Raw genomic sequence first — 15,059 nt, 5'->3', positions numbered from 1 at the left:
CGCCCAAAAAATACAATTTAGATGCGATACAGCTTATTTTGCGCTAAACCCGCCCCTAAAGATTTAATACCTCAAATTCTGGATTGCCGTAAAGCATTTGCCTGTCTACAGCCGACAAAAGTTTATTGTTAGCAGCATCAGAAACTAAACACTGACAAACTAGCTGCGCTACATCGGCCCGGTGAATCGTTCCAGCAACTAGACAATCTTCTGTTAAAATACCGTTGCCTGTTGCAGGTTCCGATTTGAGTCCGCCCGGACGAATCACTGTATAAATCATCCCGCTTGCTATCAAATGATTTTCGGCTTTTTCTTTCTCAATTAAGACCGAACCCAAAGTTTCCAAAACTTGCGGTTGCAAAGCAGCAGCACTGTTACCGCTACCTATGGATGAAACTAAAATAAATTTTTGCACGCCTGCTTTGACAGCCCCATCAATCAAGTTTTTGTTGCCCAAATAATCTGCTCTTTCCCCATCTTTTGGCAAGCCGCCAATTGTGCTGATTACGGCATGAATTGGCTCACCGCCAGCCATCGCAGCTTCGACAGCGGCAGCATCCAAAGCATCGCCAGTCACGACTTTGATGCCCATTGCTTCTAATTCGGTGCGGTTTGCGGGCGATCGCAAAAGTGCTGTTACTTGCATCTTTTGTGCTGTCAGACATTTCGCGATTTCTAAGCCGACTCCTCGACTAGCACCCGCTAAAAAAATGTGGGATTTCTCTGTCATATTAATTGGGATTTAATTGCTGCAGAAAGTGGTTTATTTGACTGTGGATAATTATACAACAATCTTCTGTCAATTGGTAAATTATTTTTTTTATTTTACCGCAGAGGGCGCAGAGTACGCAGAGGAAGAGAGGGGAATGATTCGCAATTACCGATTCCCAATTTTCCATTTACGTTAGATTTTTCTGCCCAATATTACTACCCAAGATTGAGCTTCGCGGGGTAAGCCGGGGGGGCGATAGTAGTGATTGACAATTGCAAATCCCGCTTGTTCTAAACAAGGCGCTAAAGTATGATATTCCCATCCGGCAGTATAGCGTTTTCCCGTTGGCCGCTCGTCGTATCCCTCCCAATTTCCCCGGCACATTGACATGACAATTGCACCGTTAACAACTAAGGCTTTGTGCAAATCTTGCAGCACTTTCACCATTTCGTCGCTGGGAACGTGAATCAGGGAAGCATTGGCAAAAATACCGTCAAATTCTGCTTTTGGCAAGTCGAGATTCAGAAAAGATTGCTGCCAAACTTCGCATCCCGATAACTTCTTAGCTATTTCAACAAAAGCTGGAGTTGCATCTAAGCCTACAACTGTGTGTCCTTGGCTCTTGAAGGCTACTAAATCTCGTCCCGGCCCGCATCCTATATCGAGAATTTTACCGGGATTGCGGGGCATGGCAGCGGTCAGTGCGGATCGATTTTGGGATACGTCGTGATGCCAAGTTCCTTCTCGAAAAGATTCGGCAGTTAGCTGGTATTCTGCGATCGTAATTTCTTCGCGTTTGTCCACAATTTCCCCCTCTTGTATGATTTTAGATTTTAGATTTTAGATTTTAGATTGAAGAATTTTAACCGTAGGAACACTCCAAAAGCCCATTGGTGTCAACTTAAGGCTAAAACCCTTGATAAATATCGGTTTTACCATAGTCTAGATCCCCCTAAATCCCCCTTCTTAAGGGGAGTAGGGGTTGACTTTGATCAAACTCTTGTCCCACCCCCTACTCCCCTTCGTAGGGACGGTGCCCCCGTGCCCACCCTTGGCGCCGGGGGGATCGAACCCTAATAGTCAAACAACAGAATGGTACTAAGTTTGACGTTAAGTAGACAGGCTTTGGGCACTGCCGTGTCCTACTCTATTTCATCCGATTGACAACTGGTATAAGAGTTACACAACCAGGGTTTTTTGTTCGGAGTTGGTAACTACTGAATCAACTTCTAAGAGAGAACCTTCGGGGGATTCGATCGCAAATCCCGCATCTCGAATCATGTCCCAATCTTGATGGGCAGCTTGTCCGGGAGTTGTCAGATAATCGCCAACAAAGATAGAATTAGCGGGGTAGAGTCCGAGAGGTTGCAGCGATCGCAAATGCACCTCCCGTCCCCCAGCAATCCGAATTTCTTGACTGGGAAGCAAAAATCGGAACAAACAGAGAATTCGCAAACATTGGCGGGGAGTTAACCGGTTCACATCTGCAAATGGCGTGCCGGGAATCGGAATAAAAAAGTTAACCGGCACGCTAGTAACACCTAACTTGCGAAGCGAAAGCGCTAAATCAATCGCATCGTCATCCGATTCGCCCATCCCCAAAATTCCGCCGGAACAAGTTGTGATTCCCGCTGCTTTTACGTGTTCGACGGTTTCCACCCGATCGCCAAAAGTGTGAGTGGTGCAAATGTCCGTGTGGTATGATTCGGAAGTATTGAGATTGTGATTTACGCGATCGACTCCAGCTTTAGCCAGCCGATGAGTTTGCTCCTGGCTCAACAATCCCAAACAAGCGCAAATTTTCAGGTTATAATTTGCCTTCACAGTCTCGACAGCATCCAAAACGCGATCGAAAGTAGATGCGCTGGGTTGGCGACCCGAAATTACCAAACAAAACGTACCTGCTTTTAAATCTGCTGCGCGTTGGGCGGCATCCAGAATTTTCTCCTTAGCTAAAAGCGGATATTTCTCAATTTCCGCAGTCGAAATTTTTGACTGAGAACAATAATGGCAATCTTCAGGACAAAGGCCACTTTGAGCGTTTAACAAATAGTGCAGCCTGACTCGGTTTCCCCAGTAGTGGCGGCGCACCCGATAAGCTGCGTTTAGTTGTTCCAGCAAAACCTCATCCGGTGCGCGCAATACGGCTAAAGATTGCTCGCGAGAGAGACATTTGCCCGCCAGCGCGTCGTCAGCCAAATCTTTCCAATTGGGTAAATTCATTACTAAAATTAAAGGGTTTACAGAGTATCCAAAACCTGACGAATCACCCGATAAATCGATTCTAGTTCATCAGGAGAAATGCAGTAGGGAGGCATCAAGTAAAGCGTATTTCCCAAGGGGCGGAGCAAAAACCCCGCTTCGAGAAATCTGGCTTTCAATACAGGAGCAATGTCATTAAAATAACCGGAAACGCTTTCGGTTTTCACATCCATTGCTACGATGGTGCCACAAGTCCGAATCCGTTCTAGTTTAGGATGATTTCTCAGCCATTGATTCAGATATTGGCGGTGCAGTTTTTCCATCCCTTGATAAACATTTGGGTTTTGCTCCAAAAGCTCCATCGATGCTACACTCACCGCACAAGCTAAGGGATTTCCGGTGTAAGAATGACCGTGAAAAAAAGCTTTGTCCCATTCATCTCGCCAGAAAGCTTGATAAATATCCTCTGACGCCATTGTGACAGCAATTGGCAAACAGCCACCAGACAATCCTTTAGACAAACACAGGATATCCGGTGAAGTTCCAGATTTAACCGAGGCAAACAGTTCACCCGTGCGCCCAAAACCCGTCATTACTTCATCGTAAATCAACAATACATTAAACTGGCCCGCAAGTTGTGCGATCGCCCGCAAAAACTCAGGGCGGCACATTCGCATCCCCCCAGAACCTTGCACCAAAGGTTCGATAAAAATTCCCGCATAGCCACCCTGCTTTAACAAAAACTCCAATTTCTCTAAACTCGCCGCCTCCTTGCTTTCCACCTCCTCGTCGCCGTCAAAAGTCGCGGGAAAAGGAACAACATCCCCAGCAAACATTAAAGGTGCAAAAGATTCCCACCACAGCGAACTTCTGCCAGCCGACATCGCGCCCACAGTATCGCCATGATAACCTCCCTCAAAACTAATAAAGCTAGTGCGGTTAGTTTCTCCGAGATTGCGCCAATATTGAAAAGCCATTTTCAGAGCCACTTCAACAGCAGTCGATCCGTTATCTGAAAAGAAAATCCGCGTTAAAGAAGCAGGCGTATGAGTTATTAATTTATCAGCAAGTTTCTGGGCCGGTTCGTGAGTAAATCCCGCAAAGATTACGTGTTCTAACTTTTGGGCTTGTTCGTAAAGAGCCTCAGCCAGAACCGGATGGCTGTGCCCGTGAACAGTCACCCACCAACTAGAAATGCAGTCGAGAATTTGCCGCCCGTCTGCTAATTCCAGCACCGATCCTTTGCCGCGAATTACCTTCAGCGGCGGGGCCGCCGTTTTCATTTGCGTGAAGGGCTGCCAAATCGGTGAAGTTGAATAATTCTGTTCCTGATTCGCAGTCATTTTTGCCCCGATTACTAATATTAACCTGCCTTTTAATATAGCAGCAATAATAACTCCCTTGTGAACTTTTTATTTGGTCTTCTTACTTCTTCTTACTTCTTCTCTTTCTTCGTGTCCTTCGCGTCTTCGCGGTTCGTTAAAACAAATCTAGTTGGGAGTTGAAGGCGGCTGCCCTACAACGTCGGCCGCCCTATCACGTATTCCCCAGCGATGGTTAAATTTTTCAGTTACAATTTTCGGCCTTTCAGCAAATAAGTCGTCATTGCTCCTTTGCCTTTAACATTAATTTTACCGCGCTTGTCCAACAAATACTTATCGCACAGCAACTCATAAGTTGAGCTGCTAACTTGAATTTTACCCGGAAGCCCCTGAGATTCCATGCGGCTTGCTGTATTCACAGCATCTCCCCACAAATCGTAAATAAACTTTTTAGTGCCGATGACACCTGCTACAACAGGCCCAGTATTAATGCCAATGCGGATATTGAGAGGTTCACCGCATTCGTCGCGGAATTTCATAATTTCTTGCTGCATTTCCAGGGCCATTTCGGCAATAGATTCGGCGTGATTTGTACAGGGAAGCGGCAAACCGCCTGCTACCATATAATTGTCGCCTATCGTCTTAATCTTTTCTAAGCCGTATTGCTCGCTCAAGCTATCGAAACATGAAAATATTTTGTTAAGCAACTCGACTAATTCTTCAGGAGACGTGCGCGAAGATATTTCGGTAAAGCCCACAATATCAGCAAACAAAACCGTAACTTCGGCAAATCCGTCCGCAATATTTATCTGACCTTGTTTTAGGCGATCGGCAATCATTACCGGTAATATATTTAGTAATAAACGTTCCGACTTTTCTTGTTCGGCGCGCAATACTTCTTCAGCTTGTTTCCGCTGTGCGATTTCCTTGTATACTCGGTGAAACATTTGATTGAATGCGACCATAAGTTCTCCCAACTCGTCATCCCGCTTGACAGACAGAGAGTAGAAATCAGGTTGTTTTCGATCTTTGCTCAAAGCGTCTCCAGCAGCGATCAAGTCATCGCGCAATCTCAAGATAGGTGCAATTACTGTCACCCCTAAAAAGAACATAGTCACAGAAGTGACAAAGGCTGATATAATGATGACTAGAACAGCAACCCGTGCGATAAATGCGTATAGTTCTGGCTGAACCGTGGAAGCATCGTGGCGAACAATTAAGATATAATCGCCTCCCAAATGTCTCTCCGTCCAAGCAATATCGTACCTCTTGTCATCGAAATTGTGATTGTGAACTATACGAGATTTTTTTAGTTGCTCGAAACGGATTTCTGGCGGTTCGCCAAGTGTATATATTAGCTCACCGTTAGCTTGGTAAATAGACAGTCCTAACACTACTTGAGAATCCTTAATAATGTTTTTTACTTCTTCTTGCAAGAAAGTGCGATCTGAAATATCTTGTTGGAGCAAAAACTCTAGGGAATCAACAGTCGCCCGAGATACCTGTTCCAGTTGAGTTAAAAGTTCACTTTCTCGCCGAAAATAAGAGGGAACTAAAATAATTCCCTCTATGACAAGAATGCTAGCAAATACCCACAAAGCTATTTGCCTAGACAAGCGAGATTGGAAAAATTTCAAGAATGATAAAATCCGCGATCGCATAAAATTTACTATTTTGCAAATGGCTAATGTAGGACATAAGAAAAAAAACCGGGTTTCTGGTAATCAATTTTGGGTTTGTCAACGAAGCAAGCGCGCAGAAACCGGGTTTTTCGCATCCCCTGTGTAATTCCTGTAATTGTCAGCACTCAGCAGCCAGCAGCCATTAACTGTTACTTTTTGGCTGCTTGTTGCTGACTAATATCATGTCCGATTGATTAACCATAATATCGCGGTCGGGGCGGGTTTTTCAGATTGTCAATTATTGGCAGGTATTGTTGGCTCACGGGCCCCTACGAAAATCGCGGTCGATCGACCGGACATGATATAATGACTGATGACTCTCGACTAACTAGCAGACCCCTTAATAATATAATAAACAAATTAAACCGAAACTGCGCTGACTAGCCTGCCTGCAAGCAGATAAGTATTCATATCGCCCTTGCCTTTGATGTGGATAATTCCTCTGTCTTCAAACAGATACTTATTTCTCAAGATATCGTAAGTTGATTGTGTGACCTGAATCGCGCCGGCAATCCCGTGGGATTCCATGCGGGATGCTGTATTGACGGCATCGCCCCAGAGATCGTAAATGAATTTTTTAGTGCCAATAACCCCCGCAATTGCAGGCCCGGTATTGATACCGATGCGAATGTTAATTCCTGCATGATGTTTGGCATTAAATTTTGTTAATTCCTCCTGCATATCTAAAGCCATTTCCGCAATGCTTTCGGCGTGGTTGGTGCTGGGATTGGGCAAACCTCCGACTACCATGTAAGCATCTCCAATTGTTTTGATTTTTTCCAACCCATACTTTTCCGTTAAACCATCGAAGGCTGAAAAAATTTCGTTGAGAAACTTGAGCAATTCTTCGGGAGATATTTGTGCTGAAAGCACGGTAAAGCCTACGATATCTGCAAACAAAATAGTGACTTCTGCGAAGCCGTCAGCAATACTGCTTTGACCGTTTTTTAGCTTAGCAGCAATGGATTCGGGTAAAATATTTAGCAGCAGGCGATCGCACTTTTCCTGTTCTTTTAGCAATTCTACATTAGTTTCTTGCAATTGTGCCGTCCGTTCCCTGACCCGCTGTTCTAATTGTTTAGCATTTTGGCGCAACCTGCTGATAGATAAAGTTAATCCTGTCACCCCTAAAGCTGAAAGTCCTACTAAGAGGACAAACAGGTTTTTAAGTTCACTTTGAGTAGTTTGAGTGATGGTATCGAGAGGTTGAGTAATTTCTAATATCCCCCGCACATCTCCTACTTTCCAATCACTTTTAGGACTGTCGCGGTGAGTATTGTGACAGTTAAGGCAGCTAGAACTTAGAATATCTGCCTCGGCATATCGAAAGGCTGGCTTGCCGCGAAAATTATCAACTCGGAAAAACTTTTGTGTCGGATTTTGCGTCAAATACGTAATAGCTTGCCGTTCAAAATCGTCTCGGACTCCGCCTTCTTCTCGCCGCCAGGGAAACGGGTAGTCGCTGTAGAGACGAAGCGATACTTCGGGATTTTTATTGGTGATATTTTTTCCTAGTTCTATTAAGAAAGTGGCCGGTACCGGAATTGTTACTTTTGTCGGGTTGTAGTCGTGGGTAAAGTTAATTGCTTTAGCGGCGTTGAGAGGATTGATAACATCGGAACTGTAAAGGGTGCGGGCTTCTTTAACTGCTTGGGCATAGAGGGTGGCATTTTGGAGGGCTTGCGATTCGATTAGGGTGGAGGAAAGACGAGACATATTTGCCATTGCTACTCCTACACCTACACAAAATAAAATTGTCACCGCAAGCAGAATTCGCTTGTAAATTAATTGGCTGATGGCAGCCCGAATTTTAGAAATCAACTGGCGCATGGTATCCTCAAGTGTGAGGTTTAATCTTGATTGGAATTTATGCACTACTAACATAACACTGCTTTTTCAGACTGTTTTGCTGGCGTCCGGGGTAAAGCAAGACTCTCTGGGTGTAACGGAGGGTCAATCGATTTTAGATTTTAGATTTTAGATTTTAGATTTGAAGTATTGACCCCACGGATGAATCCGGGGGCTTGTATCGTGGATGCTTTCGGTTAATTATTGTTTACCGCGAGGGTTTCGCTTATCCGTAAGAATACGCATAACTTTATAGTGGTTTTCTGTTGAGTGAAGTACAGATGATCGGGTAAGGACACGGCGCCGTGCCCTCTCCCTACTTCACGCAATTTTTGCTTGATATCGGTTAGGATAGCAATTGTAGTCTATGGTTGGCGATCGTGAATTCTGACTCTACTGTCTCACCTACTAACAACGAAATTTTTCCGGGAGAAGTTTTCGTCAATACTGCTGATTTTGATACTGGCATTCGGCGACTTTTACCTAAATATGACGAAATGCTGGATGTATTAGCAAGCTGCATTGCTAACGCAAACCATCGCATTTTAGAACTCGGCTGCGGTACGGGGGAACTAACTTTAAAAGTTCTCCAACGCTACCCTTCTGCGGAAATAGTTGCTGTCGATTACTCGCCGCGAATGCTTGATTTTGCCCGCGCCAAAATAGAGTCGGCAGGATACGCAGCCAGGTGGACTGGCATAGAAATGGATTTTGGAGAATGGGCAAACCATCCAAATTTATCAGGCTTGGGCGATAAATTCCATGCTTGCATTTCATCTCTGGCAATTCACCATCTTGAGGACGAAATGAAGCTGAAATTGTTTCAACGGATTCGCGAAAGTTTAAATGCTGGTGGCTGTTTTTGGAATGCCGATCCTCTTTTAGCAGAATCAGCAGCAATGAAAGATATTTATCAAGCAGCGCGAGAAGATTGGGCGTTAAATCAGGGGGAAACCTTAGCACAAATTCGCGCCAATGTGGGGACGAGTGTCTCTTACGGGTATTCTAATCCCGATCGCCTAGCTACACTTTCGGCACAGTTGGAAATGCTGGCAAAAGCTGGGTTTGAGACTGTTGCAGTTCCTTGGAAATACTACGGTATGGCGGTGTTTGGGGGATTTGTTAATTGAAAAAAGCAGTTTTGCTATGTAGGATAAAACCTCAGCAGCTTACTGCTTAAAGAAAGATTGCAGCTAGTATTTTAGGTTACTAAGTTCGGCTTGAGAAAATATATAATACTGCCAGCATGGAGTACACAAAATGACTGCAACTGCGATTCAAAGTATTGACTGGGATGCTTTTTCTTCGGAACTATCGGGAATTGAAAAAATTAGCGATCGCGCGCAAGTTGTCAAGCTATCTCAAGACTATTATCACTTCAGTCCAGTTTTGCAACCTCTCTTAAGTGATAAAATAGGAGATTTAGTAGTTCGTCCCGCCAGCGAAGCCGAAGTTTTGCGGATTGCAGCAGCCTGCGTCAAATTCAAAATTCCGCTAACTGTCAGAGGTGCAGGAACGGGCAATTACGGGCAGTGCATTCCCCTCAAGGGCGGCGTCATTTTAGATACCAGCAAAATGAACAGTATCCGCTGGATAAAACCGGGTTTAGCTTGCGTAGAACCAGGGGTGAAAATGTCGGTTTTCGACAAACAAGCGCGAGAAACTGGTTGGGAATTGCGGATGGTTCCCTCAACCTATCGCACCGCAACGATTGGGGGATTTATCGGCGGCGGTAGCGGGGGAATTGGTTCGATAACTTACGGGCAATTGCGCGATCGGGGAAATCTTCATGCCGTTCGAGTCGTTACAATGGAAGACGAGCCCCGCGTCATGGAATTGCGCGGCGATGAAGTGCAAAAAGTCAATCACGCTTACGGCACAAATGGGATTATTACTGAGTTAGAAATTCCCCTCGCCCCTGCTTATCCTTGGGCGGAAATCATCGTCGCTTTTGACGATTTTATGACATCGGCTAACTTCGGTCAAGCTTTGGGCGATGCTGACGGGATTATCAAAAAACTAATTTGTGTTTGTGCTTGGCCGATTCCTGCTTATTTTGCTGCTTTCCGCGATGCAATTCCTGAAGGTAAGCACTGCGCTTTGTTAATGGTAGCTGAATCTTGTCTGGAACCGCTGCAAGATTTGGTGCGGGAATATGGCGGCACAATTTGCTATCAAAAAAACGCGCAAGCAGCGAGCAAAGGTGCAGCTATTGCTGAATTTACTTGGAATCATACCACACTGCACGCTCGCAGCGCTGACCCGTCTCTGACTTATTTGCAGACGCTTTTTCCCGCAGATAAAGGTTTGAAATTGATTGAGGAACTGTACAATTATTATGGGGATGAGGTGATGATGCACTTGGAGTTTTTGCGGATGAATGGCAGGGCGATCGCCGCGGCTTTGCAAATAGTTCGCTACACTACGGAATCACGGCTCAATGAAATTATTCGCTATCATGAAGAGCAAGGCGCATTCATTGCTAATCCTCACACTTATATATTGGAAGATGGAGGGATGAAAAGTATTAATGTGGAACAGTTGCAGTTTAAAGAGTTGGTCGATCCCTACGGTTTGCTTAATCCGGGTAAAATGCGGGCGTGGTTGGAATTGGAACGGGATTAAGGGCGATGGTTTTTAGATCGTTCGGCGGTTGAAATCGCTGCTAGACAAACGAAGTCCGCCTAAGCGCTGGCTTCGCTCACGCGGACTGAGAAATAAACACACAGCAGTGGTAAATTTAAGGGACGGGGGCGGTAATTTCTGCTGGTGCGATCGCCCCTTCTGAAGGTACAGCTTGCTTTTCCAGTAGTAGGCGCTGTTTGTTGCGAAATTCGGTGGCCGCATCGTTCAAATTTTGGCGCTGTTCGGTATTAAATTCTTCCATGCTGCGGCCGCCTCCCAAATTGGATCTGTGAATTAAATCAAATATTCCGCTGCCGCTGCTGCGGCCGGAAAATGGGTCGGTATTGTCTTGAGTTTGAAAGTCTTGCAGCGGTTGGGCATTATTTAAACCGCTGGCTTGAGCGAAGGTTGCTTGAGGCGAGAACAGAGCACAGGATGCGATCGCGCTTGCAGCAATCCCCATCATCAATTTGCCGGATTTGGAAGTTTTGGTGTTCATAATTTATTAGGTGAACTTTCAAAAAAAACAATTCTATCTAAACAATATTCTGACTTGCGACTAAATATTATATTACTTCGCTGGGGCTCAGGACAGAGTAATGCCCATTGGTGTCAACTTAAGCTTTTAGTCCTGCAGTCCTCTCGCTTACCCGGTAGTCCGCCAGGGAATGAATTCCCTGTCTCATAGCGAAAGTCCTCTGAAAGAGGACTGAAGAAGTCATTAGTCCTCTCGCCTACCCGGTAGTCCGCCAGGGAATGAATTCCCTGTCTCATAGCTAAAGTCCTCTCAAAGAGGACTGAAGAACTCATTAGTCCTATGCAAGAGGACTTTGGCTTTGAGGATCTTGTTTCAAGCCCTGACGGACTATCGGTTTTAGCTTAAGTTGACAGGACGAAAGGCATCCTAGAATTGACGGTGCAGGTGAAACGATCGCCCTAAGCAAACCTGCGTCTCAGCAGCGGTTGAATGCTCAGCAGTGCCACCAAATCAAAGGCTAGCAATACTAAAAGCGCTCCTCCAAAGGTGACTGTACCCCAAGGAGCCTGCATCACGACACTCGCTAGAGACCAATCGCTGTGGAGGTACAGGTAGCGGATGGGTTCGATCGCGTAACTCAGAGGATTGAGAGTCACCACAACTTGCAGCCACTCTGGCATAAATGACAGTGGCGCGAGGGCTGTGCTGGCAAATAACAGCGGCAAGTTGGTAACAAAAATTACTGCGATTAATTCTACGTGACCGGGGAGAGCAAAAGCTAAACCGAGACTTAAGCCGGTGACGCCCAAAACTAATAGTAGGACAATTAGGGCGATCGCGCCGAGTCCGGCAATTCCGGGGAATCCCGATCCCAAAAAGGCTCCCGCCGTAACGATTGCGCCCGTTTGGATAAAGCTGAGGGTGACGATGAAAATAGCCGAAGCCAGGACGATCGAAAATCTGGAAGCCAGCGGCGCGACTAACAAGCGGTTGAGAAATCCGAATTCGCGATCGAACATAATCGGCAAACCGGCATTCAGCGCCCCGGCAAATGCAGTAAAAACTATCACGCCAGCGCCGAGAAATTGTCCGTAATTCTGGCTTTCGCCGAACAAGCCGGCGGGTGCATTTTTAAACAGAGCTCCGAATAAAACCAACCACATCAGCGGCTGAATAATGCCTGCAACTAGGGTGGAGGGGCGGCGCTGCAATTGAATAAACAGGCGCTTGGTTAAGGCCAGTGTTTCTTGAATAAAGTCTGCCAGCAGGGAACTGTTGGGGGGTGTAACAGCCGTTGAGGGCGATCGCTGCTGGTTGAGGTTGTTGGGGGATGTAACAGTACCGCTCATAATTGCTTGCGCTGATTTTGATTAAATCTGAGATATTGCACCAGTTGCAATCATCCTTTTAGGGCGGGCTAGGAGCAACGGCCCACAAGAAGAAAATTGACTCTTTGTGGAACAGGTCGGAAAGCCTGTTCTTGAGAATGCTGCTCTGGGCGTGAGTTAAATCGAACTCTCTTTAGGGTAGCAAGTCTGGAGGTATTGGTGGTGTTGGGCGGGCGATCGCCCTTACAACTGTTGGGGGTCAATCCCTTTTTCTCGCAGCAATTCTATTAAAGCTTGATAGCGCTGCTGTTCCTGTTGTCGCAGAGTGCGTTCTTCTTCTAGCTGTTGTTGAGCGAGTTGTTTTTCTTGCTGTTCGCGATCTGCACGTTGGCTTTCCTGTTCTCGAAGTTGATCTAATTCTACGGAAGTGAGGAATTTGCGATCGTCTGGGCGATAAATTTCGAGGGTTTCTGGTGTGATTTGAAACCGTATGCCCAAGCGGGGGCTAACCCAACCGTTGATTTCTTGGATTTCTTCTAGGCGATCGCCCACTCGCTGAGATCCTGTAAATTCTATGGTATCTGGGTCATAGATATAATATTCTTCTACTCCGTAGTTTTGATAGAAGAATAGTTTTCTGAGCATTTCGGTGTTGTTATTTCCAGGGGATAATATTTCAAATACTACTTGAGGCGGAATATTATCTTCTTCCCATTGTTTGTAAGAACCCCTATCTCCTTTTGGTCTGCCAAAGACTGCGAGTATATCTGGTGCTTTGCGAATTTTGTTATTGCCTTCGACGGGATACCAGAGTAGGTCGCCGGCAATAAATACGTCAGGGGAAGTAGCGAATAATATTTCTAGGTTTTCTTTGATTGTAACAATCCAGCGAAATTGTTTGGTGTTGTCTGCCATTGGTTGACCGTCGCTGTCGGGGTAGATGATTTGTGGTGTTGTTTGTGGGGCTAGTTGTTGTACCATGCCGTTCACCTTTTGGCTGCAATAGTTTGAATTATATCATGTAAAAGATATTGTGTTAAATTTGGAACAAGCTATCATTAACTCTGCCCGCTAAAAAGTTGATTTACTAGGAGGATAAAGCTATGTCATCAAGGGCGATCGCCACTTTGGTCAAAATCATGGAATCTTTGCCGGAAACTCTGCAAGATAGAGTTGTTGAACACTTGCGAGAATACATTCTGAAATCAAATATTACTGTTCCTGTCAACCCCGACGGTAAGTTAGAAATTCCTGCTGAGATTGAGGCTCAACTGAAGCCTGGGGATCGATATGCAGTTACAGTTACAGGAGATAGTATTGTTTTTCAGAAGGTAGCAGGTTTCGACTGGGAGGAATGGGAACGCCGAGTAGAAGCAGCGACTCCCGATCCTGATGAGTTAACAATGGAAGAAATTTGCGAACTTGTGCGGGAAGTGCGTCGGGAGAAACGTTCTGAAATAGAGTCGCACAAATGAAAATTGTAGTGGATACTAATATCTTTGTGTCAGGCTGGCTGTGGGGAGGTATCCCAGCTCGTTTATTCAGATTAGCTCGAACTCGTCAACTCATAATTTGTACTTCTGAACCAATACTAGCAGAATTAGAGACTACCTTGAACAAACAAAAACTCCAAGGGAAATTACAATCTTTGGGTTTTACCGTTAATGGTTTTGGTTTAATGAGGGGAACGCGAGAGATAGTGGAAGTTTATCCAGTTTCCACTATCGACGTGCCTGAGTTACGAGATGCTAATGACAATATGATTTTAGGAACTGCGATCGCTGCTGATGCTGATGCAATTGTTACGGGCGATCTGGATTTGTTAGTGTTGCAGGAATATGAGGGGATTCCTATTGTTACGGCTAGGGAATTTTTGGAGCGTTATTTTCCAGAAAATTAGGAGGCGATCGCTCTTGCTGTGACAGTGGTATGCTAGATAAGAGAGCGATCGGAATAGGGAGGAAAAAATCTTGTCAACTATCACCGATATAGGAACTTTAATTAGCCGTCAGCCTGACATACATGGTGGCTGTCCAATTATTGCCGGAACTGGTGTTACAGTCCGGCGCATTGCTATTTGGTACAAGCAAGGTTTGAGTGCAGAAGAAATTGCCGATCGCATCGGGCATTTAACTCTCACCCAAGTTTATGCTGCTTTGACTTATTATCATGCTAACCGAGAGGAAATTGATGCTGACATTGCAGCGGAAGAAGCTGAGGGCGATCGAATAGAAGCATTGAAGTGCGATCGTCAGAGTCAAAAGTTGCAGACCGATATAGATTTACAAAAACCAACACTAGCCGACTATCCCAGTCGCAGAGAATTTATGCAATTGCCGTTAGAAGAGAGGCGAAACATTCTAGCAAAACAAGCTGAGGTAATGTTGCAGCATTACCAGGAAGATAGAGAATGGCAAGAATTAGAAGCAGGAGATTTAATTGACTACTAACTCTCCTTCTCCTCAACGGGGTGATATTTGGTTGGCTAATTTTGACCCAACAGTGGGAGCAGAAATCCAAAAAATCCGTCCGGCTGTAGTGGTAAGTTCTGATAGTGTTGGTAAATTACCACTGAAATTGGCTGCACCTATCACAGATTGGAAAAAATATTATGCTGGCAATATCTGGCACGTTAAGATTGAGCCAGATATTGCTAATGGTTTAACGAAAGTTTCGGCAGTGGATCTGTTGCAATTACGGGGTATGGATGTACAAAGATTCATTCGTAAAATAGGAGAACTTTCGACTACTGATATGGAGGAAATTGCTAGGGCGATCGCGGCTGTAGTAGAGTATCAGTAGTTATTTATCAAGAGCGATCGCACTTGGTTTAAGTAAGGGCGATCGCAGACTTACAACTTA

15 protein-coding genes are annotated in these 15,059 nt (G+C 45.2%); 6 read left to right on the top strand and 9 right to left on the bottom strand.

The features are described 5' to 3' along the window. Window positions 1–55 precede the first annotated feature (55 nt). The 6 genes from QUB08_RS03360 to QUB08_RS03335 form a co-directional block, all read right to left on the bottom strand. Window positions 56–730 carry an SDR family oxidoreductase gene (locus tag QUB08_RS03360; RefSeq protein ID WP_333223461.1) on the bottom strand — a complete coding sequence of 225 codons (675 nt, stop codon included), beginning with the start codon at window positions 728–730 and terminating at the stop codon, window positions 56–58. A gap of 174 nt (window positions 731–904) precedes the next feature. Next, window positions 905–1,516, bottom strand: coding sequence for a methyltransferase domain-containing protein (locus QUB08_RS03355; protein ID WP_333223460.1), 612 nt, complete (start codon window positions 1,514–1,516; stop codon window positions 905–907). A 375-nt stretch (window positions 1,517–1,891) separates the two neighbouring features. Continuing rightward, window positions 1,892–2,935 (bottom strand): biotin synthase BioB, encoded by a 1,044-nt coding sequence (gene bioB, locus QUB08_RS03350; protein WP_333223459.1) that lies wholly within the window; start codon window positions 2,933–2,935, stop codon window positions 1,892–1,894. A gap of 17 nt (window positions 2,936–2,952) precedes the next feature. Further along, window positions 2,953–4,257, bottom strand: a complete 1,305-nt coding sequence (bioA, locus tag QUB08_RS03345; RefSeq protein WP_333223458.1) for an adenosylmethionine--8-amino-7-oxononanoate transaminase — start codon at window positions 4,255–4,257, stop codon at window positions 2,953–2,955. Between the two features lie 227 nt (window positions 4,258–4,484). Beyond that, complete coding sequence (locus QUB08_RS03340) at window positions 4,485–5,897, bottom strand: adenylate/guanylate cyclase domain-containing protein (RefSeq protein WP_333223457.1); 1,413 nt, start codon at window positions 5,895–5,897, stop codon at window positions 4,485–4,487. A 381-nt stretch (window positions 5,898–6,278) separates the two neighbouring features. After that, a complete protein-coding gene (locus QUB08_RS03335) occupies window positions 6,279–7,748 on the bottom strand; it encodes an adenylate/guanylate cyclase domain-containing protein (protein WP_333223497.1) in 1,470 nt (489 codons plus the stop codon). A gap of 398 nt (window positions 7,749–8,146) precedes the next feature. On the opposite strand from QUB08_RS03335, the gene QUB08_RS03330 reads away from it, so the two are divergent. Together QUB08_RS03330 and QUB08_RS03325 are read left to right on the top strand one after the other, a co-directional pair. Beyond that, entirely contained in the window at window positions 8,147–8,896 is a 750-nt protein-coding gene (locus QUB08_RS03330) for a class I SAM-dependent methyltransferase (RefSeq protein WP_333223456.1), read from the top strand. 130 nt (window positions 8,897–9,026) lie between these two features. Further along, window positions 9,027–10,391: an FAD-binding oxidoreductase gene (locus QUB08_RS03325; protein ID WP_333223455.1), complete on the top strand. Its 1,365-nt coding sequence runs from the start codon at window positions 9,027–9,029 to the stop codon at window positions 10,389–10,391. Window positions 10,392–10,506: 115 nt separating this feature from the next. On the opposite strand, the gene QUB08_RS03320 is transcribed toward QUB08_RS03325, so the two are convergent. The 3 genes from QUB08_RS03320 to QUB08_RS03310 form a co-directional block, all read right to left on the bottom strand. Next, the gene (locus tag QUB08_RS03320; RefSeq protein ID WP_333223454.1) at window positions 10,507–10,890 is read right to left on the bottom strand and encodes a hypothetical protein; all 384 of its coding nucleotides are present in this window, start codon (window positions 10,888–10,890) and stop codon (window positions 10,507–10,509) included. A gap of 437 nt (window positions 10,891–11,327) precedes the next feature. Beyond that, a complete protein-coding gene (locus QUB08_RS03315; protein ID WP_333223453.1) occupies window positions 11,328–12,218 on the bottom strand; it encodes an ABC transporter permease in 891 nt (296 codons plus the stop codon). A gap of 222 nt (window positions 12,219–12,440) precedes the next feature. Continuing rightward, window positions 12,441–13,178, bottom strand: coding sequence for a Uma2 family endonuclease (locus QUB08_RS03310; protein ID WP_333223452.1), 738 nt, complete (start codon window positions 13,176–13,178; stop codon window positions 12,441–12,443). Between the two features lie 122 nt (window positions 13,179–13,300). Here QUB08_RS03310 and QUB08_RS03305 point away from each other — a divergent pair, with 122 nt between their 5' ends. The 4 genes from QUB08_RS03305 (at window position 13,301) to QUB08_RS03290 (ending at window position 14,999) form a co-directional block, all read left to right on the top strand. Then, complete coding sequence (locus tag QUB08_RS03305) at window positions 13,301–13,672, top strand: hypothetical protein (protein ID WP_333223451.1); 372 nt, start codon at window positions 13,301–13,303, stop codon at window positions 13,670–13,672. Continuing rightward, entirely contained in the window at window positions 13,669–14,097 is a 429-nt protein-coding gene (locus QUB08_RS03300) for a putative toxin-antitoxin system toxin component, PIN family (protein ID WP_333223450.1), read from the top strand. The genes QUB08_RS03305 and QUB08_RS03300 overlap by 4 nt, the downstream gene beginning before the upstream one ends. Before the next feature lie 70 nt (window positions 14,098–14,167). After that, on the top strand, window positions 14,168–14,647 hold the full coding sequence (locus QUB08_RS03295; RefSeq protein WP_333223449.1) for a DUF433 domain-containing protein: 480 nt from the start codon (window positions 14,168–14,170) through the stop codon (window positions 14,645–14,647). Continuing rightward, on the top strand, window positions 14,637–14,999 hold the full coding sequence (locus QUB08_RS03290) for a type II toxin-antitoxin system PemK/MazF family toxin (RefSeq protein ID WP_333223448.1): 363 nt from the start codon (window positions 14,637–14,639) through the stop codon (window positions 14,997–14,999). The genes QUB08_RS03295 and QUB08_RS03290 overlap by 11 nt, the downstream gene beginning before the upstream one ends. Window positions 15,000–15,059: the final 60 nt, after the last annotated feature.

This window comes from Microcoleus sp. BR0-C5 (genome assembly GCF_036705045.1).
GTDB lineage: Bacteria > Cyanobacteriota > Cyanobacteriia > Cyanobacteriales > Microcoleaceae > Microcoleus.
The sequence above is the reverse complement of the archived record's forward strand: the minus strand, read 5'-3'. Positions and strand labels throughout refer to the sequence as shown.